The following is a 23,733-nucleotide window of genomic DNA, read 5'->3' as shown; positions in this document are numbered from 1 at the left end:
GCCATGGCAAAGCCCTCGCGCTCCCTTTATGTCTGCCAGAATTGCGGAGCGACTGCGTCGCGCTGGGCGGGAAAGTGCACCGCCTGCGGTGAATGGAACACGCTCGTTGAAGAGACGGACGCAGGTCCGCCGCCCGGCGCAGGCGTCACGCGTCAGAGCAAAGGCCGCGTCATCAAGCTCGAAACGCTGAAGGGCGAAGCTGAAGAAGCGCCGCGCTTTTCCAGCGGCATCGCCGAGCTTGATCGCGTGACGGGCGGCGGCATCGTTCCGGGCTCGGCCATTCTCATCGGTGGCGAACCAGGCATCGGCAAATCGACGCTTCTGCTCCAGGTCGCAGCCCACCTCGCCCGCAGCGGCGGCCGCGCGTTCTATTTTTCCGGCGAAGAAGCCATTGCTCAGGTCCGTCTGCGTGCGAACCGCCTCGGCCTTGCTGACGCGCCCGTGGGCCTCGCATCCGAGACGAACCTGTCGAACATCCTGGCGACGCTAGGTGACGGCAAGGCGCCGGATCTCATCATCATCGATTCCATCCAGACGCTCTGGGCCGATACGCTCGATGCTGCGCCTGGCACCGTCAGCCAGGTCCGCGCCGCAGCGCTGTCGCTGATCCGCTACGGCAAGATGGCGGGAGCGGCCATGCTGCTCGTCGGCCACGTGACCAAGGACGGCCAGATCGCCGGGCCGAAAGTCATCGAGCACATGGTCGACACCGTGTTGTATTTCGAAGGCGATCGCGGCATGCCCTATCGCATTCTGCGCGCCGTGAAGAATCGCTTCGGTCCTTCAGACGAGATCGGTGTGTTCGAAATGGTCAGCGGCGGCTTACAGGAAGTCGCCAATCCGTCCGAGCTGTTCCTCGGCGATCGCGACAGCCGCAGCCCCGGCTCGGCGATCTTCGCAGGCGTCGAAGGCACGCGTCCGCTCCTCGTCGAGATTCAGGCGCTCGTTGCGCCGTCGGGCTTCGGCACCCCGCGCCGCGCCGTCGTCGGCTGGGATAGTAACCGTCTCGCCATGCTGCTCGCCGTGCTCGATGCCCGCTGCGGTGTTTCATTCGCCAACCATGACGTTTACCTAAACGTCGCTGGCGGACTGAAGATTACCGAACCGGCCGCCGACCTCGCCGCCGCCGCGGCGCTTTTGTCATCCATCTCCGGCATTGCCTTGCCGCGCGACGCCGTCTATTTCGGCGAGGTCTCGCTGTCGGGGGCCGTCCGCGCTGCCGCCATGATGACACCACGCCTGAAAGAGGCCTCAAAACTTGGATTTGGACAGGCGGTTCTGCCGGAAAACGGCGACGTCGATGTCCAGGGCATGAAGCTGTCGCTTTCCCGCATCGCACACCTCAAGTCGCTTGCAGACGCTACTGCGTCATGCGACTGATTCTTGGGGCGAGTCTCATGCTCGGGGAGCACGCGACCAAAGAGGGGATACGGCCATGGTCGGCCCGTTCACTTACCTAGACCTGGCGCTGATCGCCGTCTCGTTCATATCCGGTCTTCTTGCGATGTACCGGGGCTTCGCGCGCGAGCTGCTGTCGATCGTCTCCTGGATTTCCGCTGCTGGCGTCGGCTACTGGATCTTCGCCACGAAGAAGGAGATGACGGCCGATCTCGCAACCCAGACCGGCCTGCCACCGCAAATCGCGACAGTCGGCGTGGCGGTTGCTGTTGCCCTCATCGTCCTCATCATCGTGCACCTGATTACCGCGCGCATCTCCGATGCAATTCTGGATAGTCAGGTCGGCATGATCGACCGGGTTCTCGGCTTCATCTTCGGCATCCTGCGCGGCTTTCTTCTCTTCGTCATACCCTACATGGCCTATGAGGCCTTCATTTCGCCTGAGAAAGAAAAGCAGCATCCCCTTGTTCGGGATGCATTTTTTAGGCCGTATGTGAAGGCGACGGGTGAATCGATCCGCAATGTCCTTCTGCAGGTCATTCCGCAACCGTCCGCGACGCCGCCACCGGCTTCGCCAAACGAACAGCCTGGACAGCAAGGATTTCTTGAGCAAAAGGGTCGTTCAGTCGCGCTGGTCATCAATGGCCAACGGTACTATATGACGCTCGCGTGACGCGGCTAGCGTCAGCGGCGACGGCACGTTCGGAATTTAGTTACCCGGCGTATCGGGCGGAGCAGGGCGGCTCAATCGCGGGAGGTGCCTTATGGCACAGCAAGGCGGCGCGACGACGAAAATCGATGGCCTCACGTTCACGCGCTATGGCGATGATCGTCTACGCGAAGAATGTGGCGTCTTTGGCATCTTCGACCATCCCGATGCGGCGGCGATCACGGCGCTGGGCCTTCACGCCCTGCAGCATCGCGGCCAGGAAGCAGCCGGCATCGTCTCCTACGACGGCCGCAACTTCCACTCCGAGCGCCGCATGGGGCTCGTTGGCGACAACTTCTCGAAACCTGAAGTTCTCGCCCGCCTTAAAGGCCGCATGGCCATCGGCCACGATCGCTACTCGACAACCGGCGATCCCCTCATCCGTAACGTCCAGCCGCTTTTTGCTGACATCGATACCGGCGGTTTCGCAGTCGCCCATAACGGCAACCTCACCAATGCTCTGACGCTTCGGCGCGAACTGATCTCATCCGGCGCCATCTGTCAGTCGACCTCCGACACGGAAGTCATTCTTCACCTTCTCTCCCGCTCCAAGAAGCGCCGCATCGTCGAACGCCTCGTTGATGCGGTACGGCAGGTCGAAGGCTCTTACGCCCTCGTCTGCATGACCAATGACATGATGATCGGCGTCCGCGATCCGATCGGCATCCGCCCGCTGGTCATCGGCCGCCTCGGCACCTCTTATGTGCTCGCCTCCGAAACCTGCGCGCTCGACATGGTCGGCGCCGAGTTCCTGCGCGAAGTGGATAACGGCGAAGTCGTCGTCATCACGGACGAGGGCCTCGAAAGCCACCGCCCCTTCCCGATGCGCCCGGCGCGTCCATGCATCTTCGAATACATCTACTTCGCCCGTCCGGATTCCATCGTCGGCGGCCAGACCGTTTATGATATCCGCAAGCGCATGGGCATCGAACTGGCGCGCGAATCCGCGCCCGCCGCCGACGTCATTGTGCCGATCCCGGATTCCGGCGTGCCCGCCGCTATCGGTTTCAGCCAGCAGAGCGGCATCCCGTTCGAACTCGGCATCATCCGCAATCACTATGTCGGCCGAACCTTTATCGAGCCCGAGCAGCGCATCCGCCAGCTGGGCGTCAAGCTCAAGCACTCGGCGAACTCCGGCGTCATTCGCGGCAACCGCGTCGTCCTGATCGACGACAGCGTCGTGCGCGGCACCACGTCGAAGAAAATTGTCCAGCTCATCCGCGACGCTGGCGCAGCCGAAGTCCACATGCGGATTTCCTCGCCACCGATTACGCATCCGGATTTCTACGGCATCGACACGCCGAGCAAGAAAGACCTGCTCGCCGCCAACATGTCGCTCGACGAAATGCGCGACTTCATGGAAGCCGACAGCCTTGCCTTCCTGTCGGTTGACGGCATCTATCGCGCCATCGGTCTTGAAGGCCGCGATAACCGTGCGCCGCAGTTCACCGATCACTGCTTCACTGGCGATTACCCGACCAATCTCACCGATTACGGTGGCGAAGCCATTCCGAGGCAGCTATCCCTTCTCGCCGAAGTCGGCTGATGAGGGCGGCCTGTCCGTCCGTTGCTTTTGAAGAGTGACACATGACGGACACTCCCCTCTCAGGGCGCATTGCGCTCGTCACCGGCGCATCCCGCGGTATCGGCCGCGCCGTTGCTCTAGGCCTCGCGAAATCCGGAGCTCACGTTATCCTGGCAGCGCGATCGCTCGGCGGGCTCGAAGCGGTTGACGATGAGATCCGGGCACTTGGCGGCGCCGCGACCCTTCTTCAGCTCGACCTCAAAAAAGGCGACCGGGTCGATCAGCTCGGGCCAACGATCTATCAGCGCTGGGAGCGCCTCGATATTCTGATCGCCAACGCCGGCATCCTCGGCCCGCTCTCCCCGCTCGGCCACACGACCGACGAAGGCTTTCTCTCCACCATCGACATCAACCTCAACGCCAACTGGCGTCTGATCCGCACGCTCGATCCGCTGCTGAAGCGTTCCGATGCCGGCCGGGCTGTGTTCGTGACGTCGGGCGCCGCCAGCGGCAAATACGCTTACTGGGGCGCGTATTCCGCGTCGAAAGCTGGGCTCGAAGCGCTCGTTAAAACTTGGGCTGCCGAACTCCAGAGCACGTCCGTCAAAGCCAATCTGATCAATCCTGGTGCCACGCGCACACAGATGCGCGCCAAGGCATTTCCGGGCGAAGATCCGGCAACTCTTCCCCCTCCCGAAGATCTTGTTCCGCTCTTTCTCGAACTCGCATCGCCGCAGTGCGAAAGAAACGGCGGGATCATAAACTTCCGCGAATGGCGCGAGCCATTAGCCTAGCGAGCGCCATATTTACTTTTTCGACAGCTGCCGTCCCTAGACTCCCAAAACATCGCTGAAACCTCCGTCACGCGGCGCAGGCGAGGTCTGCAGTGACGGATGTTGCCTCATTACGGTCACATCAACGCGCGTTTTGACGATCGCGGTCGGGGGGCCGCTTCCGGTCGTTCCGGACTGATGGGGAATTCAAAGGGGAAGTCAGGGGAATGCTCTCGAAGAGAAGTCTTGTATTGTTGCTTACGTTTGCAGGCAGCACGCAAACGGCGTTGGCGGATGCTTCGATGGACCGCGTGCTCAAGGAGCTTCAGCCGGAAGAACGTGCGCACCAAGTCTGCAATCTTCGCGGCATCGACGCCGTCCGCAAGGGCAGTCATTTGAAGGGCATCGATCGCGTCACCACGACCATTCAGAAGCCGGCTATATTCAAGGACAACGTCGTCACCGCGAAAGGCGGCGCGGTGCGCGCCAACAACCGCTGGTATTTTCTCGATTTCACCTGCACGGTCACGCCCGACCAGATGCGGGCGAAAACATTCACGTACAAGCTAGGTGGCCTCATCCCCGAAGCGAAATGGGATGATTACGGCCTTTGGCGATGACGTCAGGCGGCGTTCTCGCCGCCCTTTTCCTCAGGTAAATGAAATCATCATGCCGTCGTAAGCCGGCTCGACGCCCGCCGGCAGTTCGCGCGCCAGCGTTGCGTAATCGAGTTCGCTCGTCATGTGCGTCAGGATCGTGCGCTTCGGCTTCAGGCGCTCGGCCCACATCAGTGCCTGCTTCACGCTGAAATGGCTTTCGTGCACGCCGTGACGCAACGCATCGACGATCCAGACGTCGAGCCCTTCGAGCAGTGGAAGGGACTCCGCCGGAATGTCGTTGATGTCCGGAGAGTACGCGAGATTGGAAACCCGGTAGCCGAGCGACAGGATCGAACCGTGATGCTGCTGGATCGGCCGTGCGGTGATCGTGCCGCCGCCGCCCGCAATTGCGACCGGCGTTACGCCGTCGATCTCATGACCGTTGAGCATCGGCATGTAAGCCGATCCGGGCGGCGTCTCGAAGCAATATGAAAAGCGCGACTTCAAGCTATCGCCGGTCGCCTTGTTGAAATAAACATCGACGCGACGCTTCATCGAAAAGGAGACCATGCGCAGATCGTCGATGCCGTGCGTGTGGTCGGCATGATCGTGCGTATAGAGCACGCCGTCGAGCGCGGTAAGACGCGTCGACAAGATCTGCTCGCGAAAATCAGGCGAAGTGTCGATCAGAACTGAGGTCCGTCCGCCCGATCCCGTGCGTTCGATCAGAGCCGAGCAGCGCAGCCGCCGGTTCTTCGGATTTTCAGGATCGCACGCACCCCAGTTCATGCCAATGCGCGGCACGCCGCCGGAAGAGCCGCAACCCAATATCGTGCATCTGTAGCTCATGCTGCGGCAGACCCGCCGTCTATGGAAGGAATGGATTTCGGCGGCTTCGCCTTGCTGTAGAGCCGGAAGAAATTCGCCGTCGTTGCGGCTGCGATCTCGTCAGGCGATACGCCTTTCACATCGGCCAGCGCCGCTGCGGTGCGCACGACATAAGCCGGTTCGTTGCGCTTGCCGCGAAACGGGATGGGCGCAAGGAACGGGGCATCCGTTTCGACGAGCAGCCGGTCGAGCGGCACGTCGCGCACGATCTCGCGCAAGCCTTCCGAGTTCTTGAACGTAATCACGCCGGTGAACGACACGTAAAGCCCAAGCTCAAGCGCGCGCATCGCGAGCTTCCGTCCACCCGTGTAGCAATGGAGCACGGCCGGAAACGCACCCTTGGCGGTTTCTTCTTCGAGAATGGCGAGCGTATCCTCGTCGGCATCGCGCGTGTGAATTTCGAGCGGCAAGCCCGTCTCGCGCGCCGCAGCGATGTGGCGGCGAAAGCCTTCGGCCTGTGCGGCGGGCGTCGAGGTATCGTAATGATAGTCGAGGCCTGCCTCCCCGATCGCAACGACCTTCGGATGCTTCGACAGCGCGATGATCTGTTCGAGCGGAATGTCGAGTTCTTCATGCGCGTTGTTCGGGTGCGTGCCGACCGAGCAATAGACATTGTCGAAACGCTCGGTAATCGCCTTCAGCTTGTCGAACTCGCGGATCCGCGTCGAGATCGTGACGAGCGTGCCGACGCCTGCTGCGCGCGCCCGCGCAACGACATCATCAAGCTCCGGCGCGAAGTCGGGAAAATCGAGATGGCAATGATGATCGACAAGCATCAGGTCGTTTTACTCTCTACAGGCCGCGCCGCGCCGTGCGGCGCGTTGTCCGCTCACGCCTTGCTTTCCTCCGGCGCGACGTAGCGCGGGAAAACGCCTTGTGGTTCAGGGGTTTTCGTCCCCGGCTTCAGGCGTCCGGTGGCCCCGAGACTTGCGAACGTGCGATCCTCCGGCGCAACCGCCAGCAGATCGAGCAGTTTCGCCGCACTTTCCGGCATCACCGGCTGAATGAGGATCGCAAACTGGCGCACGCATTCAGCCGTGACGTACAGGATCGTCGCCATCCGCGCCGGATCGGTTTTCTTCTTTGCCCACGGCTCTTCGGCCGCGAAGTAACGGTTGGCATCCGCGATGACCGTCCAGAGCGCATCGAGATATTTGGTGATGCTCTGCCGTTCCATCTCCGCGCGTACTGTGACGTAGAGCCCGTCCGTCGCAGTGAGGATCGCTTCATCGGCTTCGCTGAACGCGCCCGGCTGCGGAATGGCGCCGTCGCAGTTCTTGAAGATCATCGACAGCGAGCGCTGCGCCAAATTGCCGAGGTTGTTCGCGAGATCGGCATTGATCCGGTTGACGATGACGTCGGCCGAATAGCTGCCGTCCTGCCCGAACATCACTTCGCGCAGGAAGAAATAACGCACGGCATCGCGGCCGAACGTTTCGACCATCTCGAACGGATCGACGACGTTGCCGACCGACTTCGACATCTTCTCGCCGCGGTTGAACAGAAACCCGTGGGCGAAGACCCGTTCGGGCAGCGGAACGCCCGCCGACATCAGGAACGCAGGCCAGTAGACGCCGTGAAAGCGCACGATGTCCTTGCCGACGACGTGCACGTCGGCCGGCCAGTAGCGCCACTTCGCATTCGTCTCGTCCGGATAACCGCAGGCCGTGATGTAATTCGTCAGCGCATCGACCCACACGTACATGACGTGCTTGTCGTCGCCCGGAACCGGCACGCCCCAGTCGAATGTCGAGCGCGAGATCGAAAGATCCTTCAGGCCCGACTTCACGAAACTCATCACTTCGTTCAGGCGCTCAGGCGGCCCGACGAATTCCGGGTGGCTCTCGTAGTGGGCAAGCAGCTTGTCCTGGTAGGCCGACAGGCGGAAAAAGTAGCTCTGCTCTTCCGTCCACTCGACGGGCGACCCCAGCGGCTCGCGGCGAACGCCATCCTCGCCGACGGTCGTTTCCTTCTCATCGAAATAGGCTTCCTGGCGCACCGAATACCAGCCGCCGTAGCTGCCGAGGTAGATGTCGCCGTTAGCGGCCATCTTCTCCCAGATTGCCTGGCAGGCTTTGTAGTGGCGCGGCTCGGTCGTGCGGAAGAATTCGTCGTTCGAGGTCCCGAGCACCTCCAGCATCGAGCGGAAGATCGCTGAGTTGCGATCAGCCAGCGCGAGCGGCGTGATCCCCTCTTTGTCGGCAGTCTGCTTCATCTTCAGACCGTGCTCGTCGGTGCCCGACAGGAAGAACACGTCGCGGCCGTCGAGACGCGCAAACCGGGCGAGCGTATCGCTCGCGATCACCGTGTACGCGTGACCGATATGCGGCTTGCCGTTGGGGTAGAAGATCGGCGTCGTGATGTAATATTTTTCCGCCACTTTCGGATTCTTTCTGCAGTGTCAGCCGCGGCGCGCGTGCGCGCCCTGCTCAGCCGCGGCTCGCTGCCTCGAGGCGCGCGAAACTTCCGAGGATGAGCGATTTGCGGTCAAGGTTGAGCGTAACGGTGTCAGCCTTGTCGCGGGCCAGTGTTTCCCATAGCTCGGCAAAAGTCGCAAGGCGCTGAGGCCCGATCAGCCGGGCCGCCAGCTCCACGTCGCGCGGCGCCCCCTCGCCCGTCGCAGCTGCCGAGATCAGCCGCCCCAGGCTCGCCTGGAAAAGGTCCATGAAGAGCTGGAATTTCCGGTCCTGGGCTACGGGTTGTAGCTCATCCGCAAGGCCGTGCACGGTTCTGAGGTCGAGCTTCGGCAGGCCCCCGAGGATATGGTCGATACGAGCCTGCAGGCCAAGCCCGCCGCCGCCGAGCAGGATGAGCGCCCGCCCGACGCTGCCACCTGCCAGCGGCAAGAGTTTGTCCCAGTCATGCTCTTCCGGGAGCGCCATCTCCGCCGCCGTCAGCGCCTGCGCAGCAGCGCGCTTCAGATCGCTGTCCGAGAGAGGCAGCATCGCAATGACGCGGCACCGCGACCGGATCGTCGCGAGCAACCGTCCCGGCGCCGACGTAACGAGCAGGAAGATCGTTCGCCCCGGCGGCTCTTCGAGCGACTTCAAAAGCGCGTTGGCCGCGTTCTGATTGAGCTCATCGGCGCTGTCGACGATGACGACGCGCCGGCCCTCGTCGCCCGAGCTGAGCGACAGAAAGCCTTTGAGCTTGCGCACTTCGTCAATCGGGATAGTCTGAGGAAAGCGCTTCGTCTTCTGATCGTACGGCCGCCGGATGACGAACAGCGCCGGATGCGAAAGCGCGCGCACCTGCCGATCCGTCCGCGAGTCCGGTTCGATCGTGAGACCCTGCCCGAACATATCGCGCTCGTCGGGTTCGGCGAGCGCCGCACGCGCCACGAGATAAGCGAGCGTCGCCTTGCCGATACCGGCTGGCCCCGCGAGCAACCACGCATGATGCATGCGCCCGCCGGCGAGTGCTTCTGCAAACACCTCTTGCGCTGCGTCCTGGCCATAGAGAGCGCGCGTCTCGCGCGGGTGCGGAAAATCATCGAGCCGATCCGCTTCCGGCAACGCCTCGATGTCAGCCCCCAATGGCGCACGCGCCATCAATCGGCCTCAGCGAGCAGATGCGCGGTAACCGCCTGCCACACGGCCGTCTCGACGCTCGCCACCGGCAGATGGCCGTCGATCAGCACGCAGCGCTGCGGTTCCTGCTCGGCGATTTCGAGGAAGCCCTCGCGCAGCGTCTCGTGCGTTTCGATGCGCTCGGCGTCGTAGCGCGATAGCGTGCCGCGCAGCTCCGCCCGCTCGATCCCCGCGCTCGCAGGCAGGTCAAGGATCAACGTCAAGTCCGGGTAGTCCGGCGCCACGATGAACTTTTCCAGTTGCTCGATAAAGGCGCGCTCCAGACCATAGAGCTTGCCCTGATAGACGCGCGTTGAATCAATGAAGCGATCCGAGATCACCCACGTGCCGTCATAGAGCGCTGGGCGGATCACCGACGTCATATGCTCGGCCCGCGCCGCGGCGAAAAGCAGAAGCTCTGTCACCGGATCGGTCGGACGATCCTTCATGATAAGGGCGCGCACATCCTCGCCGACCGGCGTGCCGCCCGGCTCGCGCGTGACTATCACGGGAATGCCGGCGCGTTCCAGCCGTTCGGCCAGGCGCTTCGACTGGGTCGATTTTCCGGTGGCCTCTCCGCCTTCGAAGGTGATGAATTTTCCGCGCTTCATGGCTCGCCTCTGCTTTTCGGCGGGCGTAATCTAGAGTGCCAGCCGGCGCAAGGCCATTAGCACAAGGGAGTCGACGCCCTGGCGGACGATCCCGCCGTTCGAAACGTCCTCCGTAGCATAGAGCGGCACTTCGGCCGATGCGCTGCTTGAACTCGAAATACGCAGCGTCGCGACCTGATCGCCTTTCTTCACCGGCGGCTTCAGGGGCGCCTTATAGACGATTTCTGCCGAGATCCGCTGATTTGCCGGATATTTAGGCATCGTAAACATAACGTCGCCCTTGGCGGCGAGCGGTACATACCAAGTCTTCCCGCCCCAGACGCGCGCTTGCCCGACGATCTCACCCGCGTTGAAAAGCTTGACCGCGCTGAACGACTGAAAGCCCCACGTCAGAAGCTTCGCAGCCTCGTCCTTTCGCTGATCCGCTTTCTCCAGCCCGCTGACGACGACGATCAGCCGCTTGCCGTCCTGAACGGCCGAGCCGACGAGGCCATAGCCGGCAGCCGCGATATGCCCGGTCTTCATGCCATCGGCGCCGATGTTCAAGAACAGCAGCGGATTGCGATTGATGAAGCGATGCTGGCGGTAGCGAAATTCCTTCTGGCTGAAAACCGGGTAGAAGTCCGGATATTCGCGGATGATGTAGCGCGCCAGAATGGCAAGCTCCCGCGCCGTCATCAGCTGGTGGGGATCAGGCAGTCCCGTCGAATTGCCGAACGTTGATTTTTTGAGGCCGATCCGTCGCGCCTCCTCGTTCATCATCCGCGCAAACGCGCCTTCGGTTCCAGCCATGTTCTCGGCGATGCACATGGCGGCATCGTTGCCCGACTGAACCGCGACTCCTTGAATAAGCTCATCGACCGTCACCGTCGTATTGACCGGCACCATCATCGCCGACGTGCCCGACGGTGCGCCGCCGTTGCGCCAGGCGTTGACGCTCATCTTGTATTCGTCGGTCTTTTTAACGCGGCCTTCCTTGATGGCGCGGAAAAGCACCTCCAGCGTCATCAGCTTGCTCATGCTCGCTGGCGGGAAAAGCTCGTCGGCGTTGTGCTGATAGAGGATGGCGCCCGTTTCCGCGTCCATCAGCATGGCATGCGGTGCCTTGGTCGCGAACCCCGTCTCAGCGGCTTCCGCATTTTGCAACACGACCGCAAGCAGCCCTGCGATCGCAACAATGACGAGACAAATGCTCCGCGTCTTCCACATCGCTCGAATCGTTTCCGTGTGATGCCGCCTGGCTAGACGACCCGACTGATGGAAACCGAAGTATCCGACTGCATCGAGACATGGTCAACGCCGGGTTAACGGGAATTGTGCAATGAGCCGCTTAATCCATCACGATCGCGGTATTCGCGACACCATATGTCGCAATGCGGCTCTGGGCGCGCGACGCCTCGCCCTGCGAGAAAGGCCCAACGCGGACGCGATAGACTTGCATACCGTTGCCGGCTTGTAGAGGCGCTACTTCCACCGGACCCAAAGCGCCAAGTTCACGCCTAAGTCTCTCGGCATTGGAGCGATCTCTGAAAATGCCGACTTGCACATACGCGGTTCCGGAATAGCCGCTACTCGCAGGCTCGTCGTACGCCGATACGGGCTGATAGGCGTCGCCGTTATCGGCCGAAGTCTGCGCCGGCGCAAACGGCTGCGGGGCGTCGAACGGCTCGGGCTCAGGTTGCGGCTGACGCTGCGGCGCGGCCGTCAAAGACATGCGCTGCGTAAAATCAGGCTCGCCGATACTCGCCGTCTGCACCAACTGGCGCCGTGATCTCTGGGCCGGAGCAGGTGCTGGCGGCACGGGCTTGCCCGCGAGCGCCGCGCGATAGCTGTTTGGGTCCCACCGATCGGATGCATCTGCAGGCAAGTCGGAGGCATTCGTCTCGGCCGCCGCATATTCGCGCGCGGGCGAAGGCTGGCCCTGATACGGCTGGTTGTTCTGCTGCGCCAGGAAGTGCCGTTCTCGGCTGTCGTCGCCATTGAGCGGCGCCAATCCGGCATACCGCACGCGGACGCGTGCACGCCCCTTGCCGACAAATCCAAGTTGCTTGGCCGCCGCATACGACATGTCGATCAGGCGATCGTTGACATACGGTCCGCGGTCGTTGACGCGCACTAGCACCGTCCGGCCGTTGTCAATATTGGTCACATAAGCATAGCACGGCAGCGGCAGCGTCGGATGTGCCGCAGTCAGCGCGTTGGCGTCGAACACCTCGCCGTTCGCGGTCCGGCGGCCGTGGAAATCAGCGCCATACCAAGAAGCTACGCCGTATTCGTCGTAATTCGGATTATCGCGGGGAACGTACCATTTGCCCGCCACCTTGTAGGGCGAACCAAGTTTGAACTTGCCGCCGCCCTTCGCAACACGACCCGACGCAACCCGCGGACTGCTGCTGACGCCGTATTCGTCTTCCGTGAAGGTGGAGCGATTGACGCCGGTTAGGGATTGCGGCGACGGGCTGCTCGAACAGGCGCTCAAAAGCGCCGCGGCACTGACTGCCAGCATCAGCCGGCAGGCAAGCCTCCCGTAAAGGCCCCTGTCCATGTACGCAAACCCAACTCGATACGCTACGCCCGCCCAAGCGCACCCACACCGCAACTACACACGGCGAGAATGGCCGAAGCTTGCTGGAATGATGACAAACGCTGCTTAGGATCAGGTTAAGCGCGGGGCTCCCGGGGCTTGAGGCCGGCGCCGGAACCCGCTAGGAGGGGCGATCCGGGGACAATACGCATCGAGGCCGCCTCCCAGGGGGCCTCCTCGCAGTGGGTCCTGGAGGGGTGGCCGAGTGGTTTAAGGCACCGGTCTTGAAAACCGGCGTGGGCGCAAGTCCACCGTGGGTTCGAATCCCACCCCCTCCGCCAGAACCCTTATTTCGCACTCTTCCATACTCTTCCATTACGCTCCGAATTTCCTGAAAACAGCCAGCAAACATTGGGCTTTTGAGTTTCCACACTCTTGCGCGTTCTTCCGCACTCTTCCATTCCAATCCGCAACAAACTGTGGGATAAAACGTGGGACAGGTGATTTGCAGCTTCGGGGGAAGCGCATGGCCATTCAGGATGACATTCGGCCTGTTTCACGGAAGAAAAAGGGGCTGACTGCCCTCTTCGTCGAGAAGGTGCGGACGCCCGGCCGATATGGCGACGGCAACGGTCTCATGCTTGTCGTCGATCAATCCGGCGCATCGCGCTGGGTGTTGCGGGTGCAAACCAATGGCCGGCGCCGGGATATCGGGCTTGGTGGAACGTCGGTTGTCAGCCTTAGCGAAGCCCGCGATTTGGCGCATGAGATTCGTAGGAAGGCCAAGGCCGGCCTTGATCCGGTGGCTGTAAGACGCGCTGAGCGGCAGGGCGTGCCGACGTTCGAGGATTGCGCGAAGATCGTTCATGCAGCGAACCTAAAGACATGGCGCAATGGAAAGCACACCGATCAATGGCTCAACACGCTTGAGGCCTATGCTTTTCCGGTGATCGGTAAGCGCCCTGTCAACAAAGTCGAGACAGGCGACATTCTCAAAATTCTGATGCCAATTTGGACCGACAAGGCCGAAACGGCGCGGCGGGTTCTTCAGCGCCTTCGAACGGTTTTGGATCACGCAACTGCGGCGGGACATAGGAGCGGCGAAAATCCTTGCCGGATCGCTGCTATCGGCCTTCCCAAGCAAGGCAGCTCCGTCAAACACTTTGCAGCCCTCCCCTACGCTGATCTCCCCGCGTTTCTGACGAAGCTACGCGGCGCGGACGATCATGATCCCATCATAAAGCTGGCTCTCGAATTTCTGATCCTGACTGCAGCTCGCTCTGGCGAAGTGCGTGGCGCTCCGCCTTTAGAGTTCGATCTCAGGGCAAAGCTGTGGACGATCCCTGCTTCGCGCATGAAGGCGGAGCGCGAGCACATCGTTCCGCTATCGCCTCGCGCCATTGAGATCATCCAAGAGGCTCAGAGGCTCGCACCCAACGCAGAGTTTGTTTTTGCCTCCAAGAGGACGAGAGGAAAACCGCTCAGCGATATGGCGCTGACGATGCTGTTGCGGCGCTTGAAGGTCGATGCGACAGCCCACGGTTTTCGCAGCTCGTTCAGAGATTGGTGCAGCGAGGAAACAGACTTCCCGAGTGAAGTCGCAGAGATGGCGCTCGCTCACGCGATCGATAGCAAGGTGGAAGCCGCCTACCGACGCGGCAAGCTGTTGGAGAAGAGACGGTCTCTGATGAATGCTTGGGCAAAATACTGCGGAGCGAAAGGCTGATGAATTCGAGACAAAGAGCGCGTATCCAGCGCATTTCACGGACTTACGATCGAACGCAACTATCGCCAGAATTCTTCGATGAGCTAGAGAAGATGATCAGGCTTAGGCTTATCCGCCAATGGCGAAATCAGTTCCTTGACCTCTGTTTGACATACGAAAATCTCTTCCGGTTCGATGATGACCAAACATATTTTCGCATCTGGAAGAAGGGTCGGCATTTCGAAAGACATCTGCTGCTACTTTATCAGCGCGCAGGAGGGCAATTGCGTGGCTCGTGGGGGGCCGACCGCGAAACCCTCGATGGTCCGATGTTCCGCTTTTTAAGAGCTGTATATCCTGTTTTGCCTTCCGAGTTTAAACCGAAATCAGCGAACGAGTTATGTAATCGGTGTCGCTTATTGTTGCGATCGACAAAGAAGAAAAATCGTGCCCGTGAAAATTCGAACGAAAATGGAACTCTCAATAAATAAGGGTCAATGTCTAGCGCGTCGCTTTGCGGAAATCTTGTCAGGCAATTGATTTTATTATCATAATACGTGAAACATTTTGTTTCACAATTGATGTAATTTCCCCCGATGACGTGATTTCAATTCACTCTCATCATCCTCGCACACTGATTTGCATCGATATGCAAACGCGAGGATCGAAATGGAAAACTCACACGCAAGCTCGTCCGACCGCCTTCTGCCCGGCAAGGTAGTGATCGATCGCATCGGCTGCGGGATGTCGAAATTCTACAAGATGCTGAAGGCCGGTGAGTTCCCTCCGGGCGTTCGCATCGGAACTCAGGGTGTGCGTTGGCGGGAGAGCGCCGTCAACCAATGGATCGAAAGCCGTCCGATTGCGGAGCCGAGAAAATCGCCGCGTTCTCGTGACGCTGAGGCCGCAGCATGAGCATGTGCGGAAAAGAAAAAGGCCGTAACAGCCTAAGCCGCACGACCTGAATTTCACATCATCCGACCAAAGATGACAGCTTCGGATTATAGTCTGTACCGGGCTTAACCGCAAGAGCGGTGCTGTCGAAACCTCAAAAGGTTCGACATCGTGCAAGCACTTTCAAATGGCCTCGATCACGAGGCGAAGCTCTCAATACCGCCGAAGCCTGCGTACAAGTTCGCAGACGCACCGCTGCCGCCCGCAATCCAACATCTGGGGACCAAGAGAGTTTGGTGCACCTGGAATTTCATCCTTCGAGATGGCCGGTGGACGAAGCCGCCTCACTCCGCAACGACCGGCCGAATGGGAAAATGGCAAAGTGACCCGACGTTTCTTGCCACCTATGATGAAGCGGTTGCCACAATGCATCGGTGTGGACATGCTGGCGTTGGCATAATGCTTGAGGCCGCTGGGCTGACAGGCATCGACTTCGATCACTGCATCTCCGACAGCGGTTCGTTTTCTTCACTGGCCGCGGCAACTATCGAACTTGGCGAAACCTATGGCGAAATTTCCCCTTCGGGAGAAGGTGTTCACCTCTTAGCGCTGGGCAAAGCGCCGACGATCAAAAGGGATGACATTCGCGTCGAAGTCTATACCGCCGGACGCTACTTCACGTTCACGGGTGATCAAATAGACGGTACGCCGAACATAGTCGCGTCGGCGCCGAATACACTCGCACATCTCTCAGAACTTGCGGCATCGACTGCGAAACCATCGAAGACTGCGGCGCCTGTCTATTTGCAGCAAATCATTGCTGGCGGAGACTTCTTCGCTAACGTGAATGGCTTCGCTCTTCAGCGTCTCGACGCTTGGGTGCCCGCTCTGCACCCGACTGCACGCAAACAAGCGACCGGCGCTTGGCGTGTAACCAGCCAGGCGTTGGGGCGAAACCTTGAAGAAGACCTTTCGTATCATCCGTCCGGGATCTCCGATCACGGCGAAGAACATGGCCTCACGGCGATCGATGCTGTCATGCGCTTCGGAAACGAACGTGATGCGGCATCAGGGGCGCGATGGCTTTGCCAGCGAATGGGGATAGAGCCAGCAGCGCTGGGGTGGAAGGGCGAGAGGGGAGCGAAGGCAGCCACTCCTATTGCGCAATCTGCGACGCCGGCAATTGAAGACGATGAGCCGTTGCCGCTGACGCGGCCCCTGCCGGCCGCCAATTCATATCCAGAAGATGCACTTGGCCCGCTCAAGCACGCGGCGATTGCCATACAAGCGGCGACACAGGGTCCATTCGCGTTAGCGGCAAATGCTGTAATTGCCGCCGCTGCTCATGCAGGTCAGGCGCATGTCAACGTGCTTCTCCCGACTGGCCAGGAAAAGCCTATCTCCGTCTTCCTCATCGGCATCGCGGAGTCTGGGGAGCGCAAAACAACAATCGACAACTTCGCCACTCAACCGACCAAGCAGCGCCAACGGGAGTTAGTCGAGACGTATCGTGAAGAACTCGGGCCTTGCATCGCAAAGCGCAAAGCGTGGGAGGCTCAAACTCGACAAATCTCAAACGACAAAAAGCTGGATTATCCCGCGAAGGAAAAAGCGATCGCGGCGCTAGGGCCTGAGCCGCCTATGCCTCTTCAGCCGTTCCTGATCGTAAGCGACATAACGATCGAAGGAATGACTAAACTTCTCATAGATGGACAGCCGTCTATTGGTGTCTTCGCCACTGAGGGAGGCGTCTTCACTGGTGGTCATGCTCTCAAGGATGAAGCCAAGCTCAGCACTGGCGCCACGATGTCCTTAATATGGGATGATGGAACGTTTTCTCGGACACGAGCACTTGAGGGCGCGACGTTTGGCGAAGGCAGGCGTCTCTCCTTACATCTGCAGATCCAGCCCGATGCCGGCATGCAGTTCTACAATGATCGGACGCTGAGCGACCAAGGGCTAATTTGGAGGTTTCTTCCGGCCGCTCCAGATTCGACGCAAGGTCAACGTCTTTGGCGTGAGCGCGATGTCGGGCACAATTCGGCGCTCGATGATTACTATCAAAGGCTCACCGAGCTTTTGAAAGCACCCCCCAACCTTCGACCAGGAACGCGCAACGAGTTGGCGCCTCGTGCTCTCGTCCTAAGTCCTGATGCGCGTCAACTCTGGATCACGTTCGCAAATGAGATCGAGCGTCGTGTCGGTCCAGACGGGGATTTGAGACCAATCGCGGGGCTCGCTAACAAGCTTTTGGAACATGCCACACGGCTTGCCGGCATCCTCACCGTCTACGCTGATCTGAATGCGCGTGAAATCGACCGGGAGACGATGGAGCGCGGCTTCGACCTCGCCACCTATTACGCACAAACAGCTCTGCGGCTGCGCAACGCAGCGAGCGTCAATGCCGAGTTAGTCGAGGCAGATCAAATCAGCCAATGGATGCGCGATAAATGGAAAGCGGCCGGGGAAAGATACATCAGCGTTACGGACCTTGTGCAGCACGGTCCGAACGCAATTCGCGACACCACAAAGGCGGGTCGGATTATCTCCATCCTGGAACAGCACCGGCATCTCCGATCTATCGAAGGACCGCGGGAGATCAAGGGTAAGACACGCCGGAAGGTGTGGGAGATCCGGACATGAGTTTTTTGCAGACCCCCATGCTACACCCGCTACTCCCGCTACAGCCAGCCGCTCTGGAACACAACGATAGCAGTTGTAGCAACTGTAGCATGCAGCTCTCTCAGAACATGAATTGTGCGCGTCTCATAGGAAGGACCGTCAGATGAACGGAAACATTGAATGCGCATTCATCGGCCGGGTAATGGAGCGATCGGAGCTAAAGACAAGTGCCGCCGGCAAGCCCTGGACCTCCGTCCGCCTGGCAGTAGGTGATGGTGAGACTGCTCAGTTCGTCCGCTGTGCGCTTTTCGGTGAGCTTGCCGAGCGCCTTGCATCCTCGATCGACAAGGGCTCGAAGCTCTATGTCGAAGGCAGCATTCGACTGGACCGCTGGCGCACGGCTTCGAACGAGGAGCGCTCTGGCCTCAGCGTGGCAGCGTCTAAGGCTGAGCCGGTCGGCACGTCAGTAATCGGTCGGAACAAACCTGCGAAGCAAAAGCCTGATCACCAGGCGTCGGCAAATGATGGCCGGCCGGCGCCGCAGGCGCCCGCTGCTCTCAATGACATCATTCCGTTTTAGGGGGCATCACATGACCACAATCGAACTCACGACACGGCGAGCCCTCCAAGCTTTTTATGAGCACTTCGGCAGACCGCCCGATGAAGCGGAAGCCCTGCTCCTGGCTGCGGCCATCAGCGATTATTTCGGCATCGCAAACCCCACCGCTCGGAGGCATTGACCGTGGCACTCGACGAACGAAGCGAAAAGATCATCGCGGCCGTGAAGGAAGAAATTAGGGCGCTTCTGTTGGAGCGAGCCGAATGCGTCGGGCGAATGCAGGACATGCTGATGCAGGGGGTTGGGCTCTTCATCCAAAAGTTCGGCCGGTTTCCGGACCGATCCGAGATCGACAAGATTGGCGAGGCCATCGTTGAGATCGAGAACGAGACGGACAAACCCGAAAAGGCGGTACACTGATGGGCGCTTTTATTCTGCCTGATGGCCAGATGACAGAATTTGCCGACGAGGACTTCGAGATTGCCGCCGTCGAAATGGGTGCACGGCCTCATTTGATCAAGACGATCGCGCGCGAAATCAGGCTCGAATTGAACAAGCACGGCGGCATCAATTGCGACGAGAAAACGGGAGACCAGATCTTTCTGGCTGTCGCGCGTCGCTACGGCCTCTGTGATGACTCTGATCTCCCGCCCGAAGATCGAACGAATTAAGGACCCGCATCACATCGTATAACTTCGTATAATGTATGCTATACGAAGTTATTACGTTTCGCACCCGCGTCCCAAACATTCGCAGATTTTTTTCCCGCCTATGAAAAATAAATCAAACGGCGACGTGAAATCAAACGGCCAAGCCACGAAATTTAAAAGAGATTTTCTCCTTTTGAAAAATCCAAAGACGAGCCGAAATCAAAATTCAGTACGCAGCGCACGCATCTGCGTACCAGGCGCGTACCTTCGGGGGAAAACCGATGGCAAATGACCTCGTCACAACCGCGATCTCACTGCCCGAAGACACCCGCCGATCGCAGAGCCGCGAACGCGTGACCCGACATCGACGCCGCATAGACGCGGGTGAGTTTTGCGTAACCCTGCAATTGCCGGCGGCCGAGACGGAGGATTTGCTTGTCGAACTCGGCCTCCTTTGCCCGGAGCTTGCCGATGACAGGGCCGCAGTTCGCGACGCCTTGGAACGGTTCGTCAGGGGCGCGATCATCGACGGAGCATCGTCAGTGTAACGCGTTACCGCTTCGTCCGTCGCGTTCGCGTAGAATGATTTGCAGAATTGTAGTCGGGGGCATGGATGCACGGTCAGATCCTCTCGGATGCCGAGATTGTCGAGCTTCACAACTTGATGGTTGAGCAATGGAAAGCTGCCGGCCATGCCCCGGATGCACTCCGTGATCCGCAACGGCGCGGTGAATTCACGATCAACCTCGCTCGGGCGATAGAGAACGCCATATTGCAACGCGTGGCGCCTGAGATGGTCAATGGAGAAATCAACTAATGGATAGCGTCAAACGCGCCTATTCTCTTGTCCAGCTCAAGCGCCTGGATAGCGGCGCACGGACATTCAGCGGCTGGGCAACAACTAACGCCGTCGATCGGATGGGCGATACCATCGCCCCACTCGGCGCTAAGTTCGCAAATCCTTTGGCCCTGCTTCGTGGGCACGACAGTTCGCAGCCGATCGGAACGGTCACATTCAAGAGGCCGACCAAAGACGGGATCGAGTTCACCGCAGAGATTCCAACGATTGTTGAGCCTGGTGCGTTGAAGGACAGGACCGACATGGCGTGGGCGGAAGTGGAAACGGGAATTGTCCGCGCAGTTAGCATCGGTTTTCGACCGCAAAAATGGGCCTTCAACGCCGCGGGTGGCATCGATTACGAAGAAGTAGAAATCATTGAATTGAGCACGGTTCCAATTCCGGCAAATGCCGGTGCCGTTATAGCAAGTGTCGGTAAGGGCATGGACGCGAAGACACTTGCAATCCTTAAGTCCTTCGATGCGCGCGGACGTTCGAGCGGGCGCACCGCGCGGCAGAGCGCCCCGGCATCGTCACCCTCGATGCCGGGGCGCCTTGTTCGCGTCGATGCAAAGTCATCGCCGTCACCGCGATTGACGCCGCAAGAACGCAGAGAGATTATTTCGCTTCGAGTGAAGCGGCCGCACGGGCTGACGGATCGCGAGCGCCAAGAGATCGACGAGCTAAAACGCAAATGCGGCGTCAGCATTGTTGTCCGCCTGACGGCCGAAGATCTGCGCCGTGCGAAGCGAGGTAGGTGATTGTGAATCGCGGTCGCAACTTTCCGGGCGGCGGCGGTGATCGAGCCTCCCGCCGGCTACCTGATGGCCGGCGGGAGGCGTAGGCTGGGGAATAGATAAATCATGACGCTGAACGAAATATCTAACCTCATGCGCGACATTGCGCCCGTGATCCGCGAGTTCGTCGCCGCGGAGTTGAAGCCGTTCACGGAAAAAATCGAGACGCTGACAAAGCGCGTCAATGCTTCGACATTCGATGGGAAAAAATTCGGTGAAGACATCGTCGCGGCAGTCGATACGTATATCGAAAGGGAGATCGCGCCGGTCTTGGAACGCCAGGAGCGGGTCGAGCGGGTTTTCGATCGCCTCGATGGCCGGATCGACGCCATCGCCTTGCGCGGAGTGGCCGCCCATGTGGACGAAAACGCGATCATCGCTCGCACGGTCGATGCCGTCACGCCATTCATTGACGAGCGCGTTCAGGAAGCCGTTGCTTCGATTCCGGCGCTCACCGCCGATGATGTCCGGCCGCTCATTGAAACTGAAGTCGCAGCGGCGGTTGAGCGCCTGAAGAAAGAGAAGACGGCCAGCCAGCGCGTGGCAGCGATGACTATCAATCGGTCCGGCATTCTGATCGCGCAAACCGACGATGGCGAGTATCGAAGTCTCGGTGCGGTCGTTGAGCACCAAGCGGAAGAATTTTCATATGATGAGGCAATAACGCTCGGCGTTCGGGCTCTGACGGCGCCATCGATACGGAGGGAAATGTGATGCCGCCAGCCATCCGTCGCACGCTAGAAAATCCCGTTTTGAGGTTTTTCTGCGTTGCGAGTGCTGTGGTGCTTTTCGCGGCAACGTGGCCGCATTGAAATTCACGCAGAGAGAGATAAACGATATTCGTCGAAAAGTTGGCTACAGGTTAGGTCTGGGCGTACAATAATTTTCGAACGCGACACAGTTTCCGTTTGATGAAAAAGCTTAGCCAACCGCAATTGAATATTTTCCGCATCAGGCTTCGAGAAGCCATAAGCGCTTGCAAATATTCTTTTTGCCGTTGTGGGCTTGTCGTTTGCAAGGAGCGCAAGGTTCTGAGGATGAAAAGCAAACCCAAGAAATACGACTGTTGCTGCCTCGTTTACTGCTGAGCGCAGCGATAAAAGGATTTCTGCATCTTCGACGCGCTCCGTGTATGTCTTAATGTTTTTGACAAGCGGTGAGAGGCTGATCCGGTCTTTATCGAATCCAAAAGCAACGCAATTCTGTCCCGTGATTGCAGCGACTGACCCGTATGGCCGTAGGATGCGCAGTCGATCGACCAAGTCATGCGCTTGGTTGAGTTCGACGCTGTAGATGCTTTTGATCCAGAAGGCGAGAAACTGCTCAATACATCGGTCGTAGTTAAAGCAGATTATCGTCAGGTTATTAAATATCTTTTCGAGATCGCTCTGGGATACTTGCTCTCGAAGAAGTCTCCCAAATTTCGCGTACCAAGTCTTATAGAGCGGTTCGAAAATCATCCCCTCCTCGCCGCTCCGCCCACGCTTTGTCGATAGTAAACTTGTGCTTTCCGCCTGCAAAATAAGGTAGACAATCGCAGCCTTACCTAGGATGGCAACTCGCTCATCATCTTTATAGACGTCGATGTAATTATCAACGGAAGCGCAATTGCGTATACCCTCACTCATTCGCCGCCCTATGGCGAGGTAGTCATTGACCACACCGCCGTCTTGCAGCAAACGGCGAAGATGGTCGAGAAAAGTTGGGTCGCCGGTTTCCAGGCGCCCGAAATCAAACTTATAGCGTAGTAGGCTTGCAATCTCGTTCGCGAGTTCCTCGCCGACAGGCAGTTTAACCTCGCTACTTGCTCCAGCTCCAACGACCAAAAGCGTTTTGCGTGAAAACAATGCGTGCGCCCCTAAGCAGTCAATTGATCCTGTGCCTACTGCTTCAACCCGCTAACCCCACCTGATCACTTCAAAAAAGGAGATCGCTACAGTTAATATCCAGGACAAGCCTGACAATTTATTGGGTTCCGATCTGCGGCGGAACCAATGCAGTAATAGCCAATTGAGCGATTGACGGCGGAAGCTCCCCTCGCTTCACTTTGCCAGAGATGTAGTTCGCGAACTTTCCCTGAGCAAAGTATTCATCTTGAAGCCATGAGCGATAGTGGCCAAGGGCTTCGAGCGGGTAGCACCACGACTCTTGTGGGTTCGACAACGCTTGCGGATGACTTTCCGGATATCGATGAGGATATTTTCCCCGGTTGCCATAGCGTTCTTCTAGGCCATGCTCAGCCCAGTGCTTTGACCAATGCGTGCCGATAGAGATATCAACGACGAAGCGCTCGCCAATTTCTGCGCCGGCCATGATCAATTCATAGATGACGGTGTGAGCCTCGTTGAATACATGGAAGAAGCCGGCAGGGGCTGACTGGTAATTAAGCGCGATCCGCTCGTGCCATTTGTCGAACTTCTTACGGCCAGTCGGATCGTATCCGACTTGGCTATAGATGAGATCCCGGAGTTTGGTTCCAGCGAGCAATCGGTAATTGTCGCGCGCCTGCTCCTGGCAGTTTTTGCCCGCGTCAAACGCGTAGTATTCGAGAACCGCCAAGCACACATCTGCCGGATAGCAAAAGTGCATGATGCCTTTGTGGGGCACTTCAAAGTGTGCCGACGGCAGTGTGACCCCGATCTTTGAAAGGATCTGCTTAATCCGCTGAATGCGAGGCTTTAGCTGCTGTTCGTTCCATTGACTGCTGATGTAGCCAATGTGTGCATTCTCAACGCCGCAGAGAGCTGCCAGACTTCGTTGATTGAGATAGGGCGTGCCATCGGAAAGCACACCCATGCCAATACCTCCTGCATCTCGGCTAGCTTCGATTTCAAGCGGCAACGACTGCTGCTGGGAGGTGATTTCCTTTGAGCCGTATTTTGGTGCTAAAGTATTGATTTTCTTGGGCTCCAAGGTGATTTCCTCCCGCCGCAAAATTGATGAAAATGCTTGAGTGAATCGGTCGCGAGATTTCAGCATCTTGTTCGACCCGGGGGAAGGCTGAGATCTACTGATTCACAGCATAATCAAACAGCCACGACCTCCTTACGCCGGCCCCTCGTCGACACTGTT

Annotated in this window: 25 protein-coding genes and 1 tRNA gene; 17 read left to right on the top strand and 9 right to left on the bottom strand. The window is 59.1% G+C overall.

What is annotated here, in order from left to right:
• Positions 1 to 3: 3 nt before the first annotated feature.
• The 5 genes from radA to HYPMC_RS09350 all read left to right on the top strand — a co-directional run bounded on the left by radA (position 4) and on the right by HYPMC_RS09350 (position 5,025).
• Positions 4 to 1,380 (top strand): DNA repair protein RadA, encoded by a 1,377-nt coding sequence (gene radA, locus HYPMC_RS09370; protein WP_013947663.1) that lies wholly within the window; start codon positions 4 to 6, stop codon positions 1,378 to 1,380.
• A 55-nt stretch (positions 1,381 to 1,435) separates the two neighbouring features.
• Positions 1,436 to 2,071 (top strand): CvpA family protein, encoded by a 636-nt coding sequence (locus HYPMC_RS09365; protein ID WP_013947662.1) that lies wholly within the window; start codon positions 1,436 to 1,438, stop codon positions 2,069 to 2,071.
• A gap of 91 nt (positions 2,072 to 2,162) precedes the next feature.
• The gene (purF, locus tag HYPMC_RS09360) at positions 2,163 to 3,653 is read left to right on the top strand and encodes an amidophosphoribosyltransferase (RefSeq protein ID WP_013947661.1); all 1,491 of its coding nucleotides are present in this window, start codon (positions 2,163 to 2,165) and stop codon (positions 3,651 to 3,653) included.
• 41 nt (positions 3,654 to 3,694) lie between these two features.
• A complete protein-coding gene (locus HYPMC_RS09355) occupies positions 3,695 to 4,426 on the top strand; it encodes an SDR family NAD(P)-dependent oxidoreductase (RefSeq protein ID WP_013947660.1) in 732 nt (243 codons plus the stop codon).
• A gap of 206 nt (positions 4,427 to 4,632) precedes the next feature.
• The gene (locus tag HYPMC_RS09350) at positions 4,633 to 5,025 is read left to right on the top strand and encodes a DUF930 domain-containing protein (protein WP_013947659.1); all 393 of its coding nucleotides are present in this window, start codon (positions 4,633 to 4,635) and stop codon (positions 5,023 to 5,025) included.
• Positions 5,026 to 5,055: 30 nt separating this feature from the next.
• On the opposite strand, the gene HYPMC_RS09345 is transcribed toward HYPMC_RS09350, so the two are convergent.
• From HYPMC_RS09345 to HYPMC_RS24935, 7 genes are all read right to left on the bottom strand, one after another.
• Positions 5,056 to 5,853, bottom strand: coding sequence for an MBL fold metallo-hydrolase (locus HYPMC_RS09345; protein ID WP_013947658.1), 798 nt, complete (start codon positions 5,851 to 5,853; stop codon positions 5,056 to 5,058).
• Positions 5,850 to 6,668 (bottom strand): TatD family hydrolase, encoded by an 819-nt coding sequence (locus HYPMC_RS09340; protein ID WP_013947657.1) that lies wholly within the window; start codon positions 6,666 to 6,668, stop codon positions 5,850 to 5,852. The genes HYPMC_RS09345 and HYPMC_RS09340 overlap by 4 nt, the downstream gene beginning before the upstream one ends.
• A gap of 53 nt (positions 6,669 to 6,721) precedes the next feature.
• A complete protein-coding gene (gene metG / locus HYPMC_RS09335; RefSeq protein WP_013947656.1) occupies positions 6,722 to 8,272 on the bottom strand; it encodes a methionine--tRNA ligase in 1,551 nt (516 codons plus the stop codon).
• Positions 8,273 to 8,321: 49 nt separating this feature from the next.
• Complete coding sequence (locus tag HYPMC_RS09330; protein ID WP_013947655.1) at positions 8,322 to 9,443, bottom strand: DNA polymerase III subunit delta'; 1,122 nt, start codon at positions 9,441 to 9,443, stop codon at positions 8,322 to 8,324.
• Positions 9,443 to 10,072, bottom strand: coding sequence for a dTMP kinase (gene tmk / locus HYPMC_RS09325; RefSeq protein ID WP_013947654.1), 630 nt, complete (start codon positions 10,070 to 10,072; stop codon positions 9,443 to 9,445). The genes HYPMC_RS09330 and tmk overlap by 1 nt, the downstream gene beginning before the upstream one ends.
• A gap of 30 nt (positions 10,073 to 10,102) precedes the next feature.
• On the bottom strand, positions 10,103 to 11,281 hold the full coding sequence (locus tag HYPMC_RS09320; RefSeq protein ID WP_013947653.1) for a D-alanyl-D-alanine carboxypeptidase family protein: 1,179 nt from the start codon (positions 11,279 to 11,281) through the stop codon (positions 10,103 to 10,105).
• A 121-nt stretch (positions 11,282 to 11,402) separates the two neighbouring features.
• Complete coding sequence (locus HYPMC_RS24935) at positions 11,403 to 12,617, bottom strand: septal ring lytic transglycosylase RlpA family protein (protein WP_013947652.1); 1,215 nt, start codon at positions 12,615 to 12,617, stop codon at positions 11,403 to 11,405.
• Positions 12,618 to 12,847: 230 nt separating this feature from the next.
• Between HYPMC_RS24935 and HYPMC_RS09310 the strand changes: the two genes are divergently transcribed.
• The 12 genes from HYPMC_RS09310 (at position 12,848) to HYPMC_RS09260 (ending at position 21,375) form a co-directional block, all read left to right on the top strand.
• Positions 12,848 to 12,937 (top strand) — tRNA-Ser (locus tag HYPMC_RS09310).
• Between the two features lie 185 nt (positions 12,938 to 13,122).
• Positions 13,123 to 14,322 (top strand): site-specific integrase, encoded by a 1,200-nt coding sequence (locus tag HYPMC_RS09305; RefSeq protein WP_013947651.1) that lies wholly within the window; start codon positions 13,123 to 13,125, stop codon positions 14,320 to 14,322.
• A 648-nt stretch (positions 14,323 to 14,970) separates the two neighbouring features.
• Positions 14,971 to 15,216: an AlpA family transcriptional regulator gene (locus tag HYPMC_RS09300; protein ID WP_013947649.1), complete on the top strand. Its 246-nt coding sequence runs from the start codon at positions 14,971 to 14,973 to the stop codon at positions 15,214 to 15,216.
• Between the two features lie 438 nt (positions 15,217 to 15,654).
• The gene (locus tag HYPMC_RS09295) at positions 15,655 to 17,838 is read left to right on the top strand and encodes a YfjI family protein (RefSeq protein ID WP_041299977.1); all 2,184 of its coding nucleotides are present in this window, start codon (positions 15,655 to 15,657) and stop codon (positions 17,836 to 17,838) included.
• A gap of 142 nt (positions 17,839 to 17,980) precedes the next feature.
• The gene (locus HYPMC_RS09290) at positions 17,981 to 18,397 is read left to right on the top strand and encodes a single-stranded DNA-binding protein (RefSeq protein ID WP_013947647.1); all 417 of its coding nucleotides are present in this window, start codon (positions 17,981 to 17,983) and stop codon (positions 18,395 to 18,397) included.
• Positions 18,398 to 18,407: 10 nt separating this feature from the next.
• The gene (locus HYPMC_RS24195; RefSeq protein ID WP_013947646.1) at positions 18,408 to 18,557 is read left to right on the top strand and encodes a hypothetical protein; all 150 of its coding nucleotides are present in this window, start codon (positions 18,408 to 18,410) and stop codon (positions 18,555 to 18,557) included.
• 2 nt (positions 18,558 to 18,559) lie between these two features.
• Positions 18,560 to 18,796 (top strand): hypothetical protein, encoded by a 237-nt coding sequence (locus tag HYPMC_RS09285; RefSeq protein WP_013947644.1) that lies wholly within the window; start codon positions 18,560 to 18,562, stop codon positions 18,794 to 18,796.
• Positions 18,796 to 19,047 (top strand): hypothetical protein, encoded by a 252-nt coding sequence (locus HYPMC_RS09280; RefSeq protein ID WP_013947643.1) that lies wholly within the window; start codon positions 18,796 to 18,798, stop codon positions 19,045 to 19,047. Before HYPMC_RS09285 ends, HYPMC_RS09280 begins: the two co-directional genes overlap by 1 nt.
• A gap of 260 nt (positions 19,048 to 19,307) precedes the next feature.
• Positions 19,308 to 19,574 (top strand): hypothetical protein, encoded by a 267-nt coding sequence (locus HYPMC_RS09275; RefSeq protein WP_041299975.1) that lies wholly within the window; start codon positions 19,308 to 19,310, stop codon positions 19,572 to 19,574.
• Positions 19,575 to 19,639: 65 nt separating this feature from the next.
• Positions 19,640 to 19,843 carry a hypothetical protein gene (locus HYPMC_RS09270; RefSeq protein WP_013947642.1) on the top strand — a complete coding sequence of 68 codons (204 nt, stop codon included), beginning with the start codon at positions 19,640 to 19,642 and terminating at the stop codon, positions 19,841 to 19,843.
• Positions 19,843 to 20,625 (top strand): HK97 family phage prohead protease, encoded by a 783-nt coding sequence (locus HYPMC_RS23215; RefSeq protein ID WP_013947641.1) that lies wholly within the window; start codon positions 19,843 to 19,845, stop codon positions 20,623 to 20,625. The genes HYPMC_RS09270 and HYPMC_RS23215 overlap by 1 nt, the downstream gene beginning before the upstream one ends.
• A 102-nt stretch (positions 20,626 to 20,727) precedes the next feature.
• Positions 20,728 to 21,375, top strand: a complete 648-nt coding sequence (locus tag HYPMC_RS09260) for a hypothetical protein (protein WP_013947640.1) — start codon at positions 20,728 to 20,730, stop codon at positions 21,373 to 21,375.
• A gap of 101 nt (positions 21,376 to 21,476) precedes the next feature.
• On the opposite strand, the gene HYPMC_RS09255 is transcribed toward HYPMC_RS09260, so the two are convergent.
• Entirely contained in the window at positions 21,477 to 22,508 is a 1,032-nt protein-coding gene (locus HYPMC_RS09255) for a hypothetical protein (RefSeq protein WP_013947639.1), read from the bottom strand.
• A 118-nt stretch (positions 22,509 to 22,626) separates the two neighbouring features.
• Positions 22,627 to 23,640: a hypothetical protein gene (locus HYPMC_RS09250; RefSeq protein WP_050976774.1), complete on the bottom strand. Its 1,014-nt coding sequence runs from the start codon at positions 23,638 to 23,640 to the stop codon at positions 22,627 to 22,629.
• Positions 23,641 to 23,733 lie beyond the last annotated feature (93 nt).

Source organism: Hyphomicrobium sp. MC1, from assembly GCF_000253295.1.
Taxonomy (GTDB): domain Bacteria; phylum Pseudomonadota; class Alphaproteobacteria; order Rhizobiales; family Hyphomicrobiaceae; genus Hyphomicrobium_B.
This window is presented reverse-complemented; position numbering and strand designations above follow the sequence as displayed.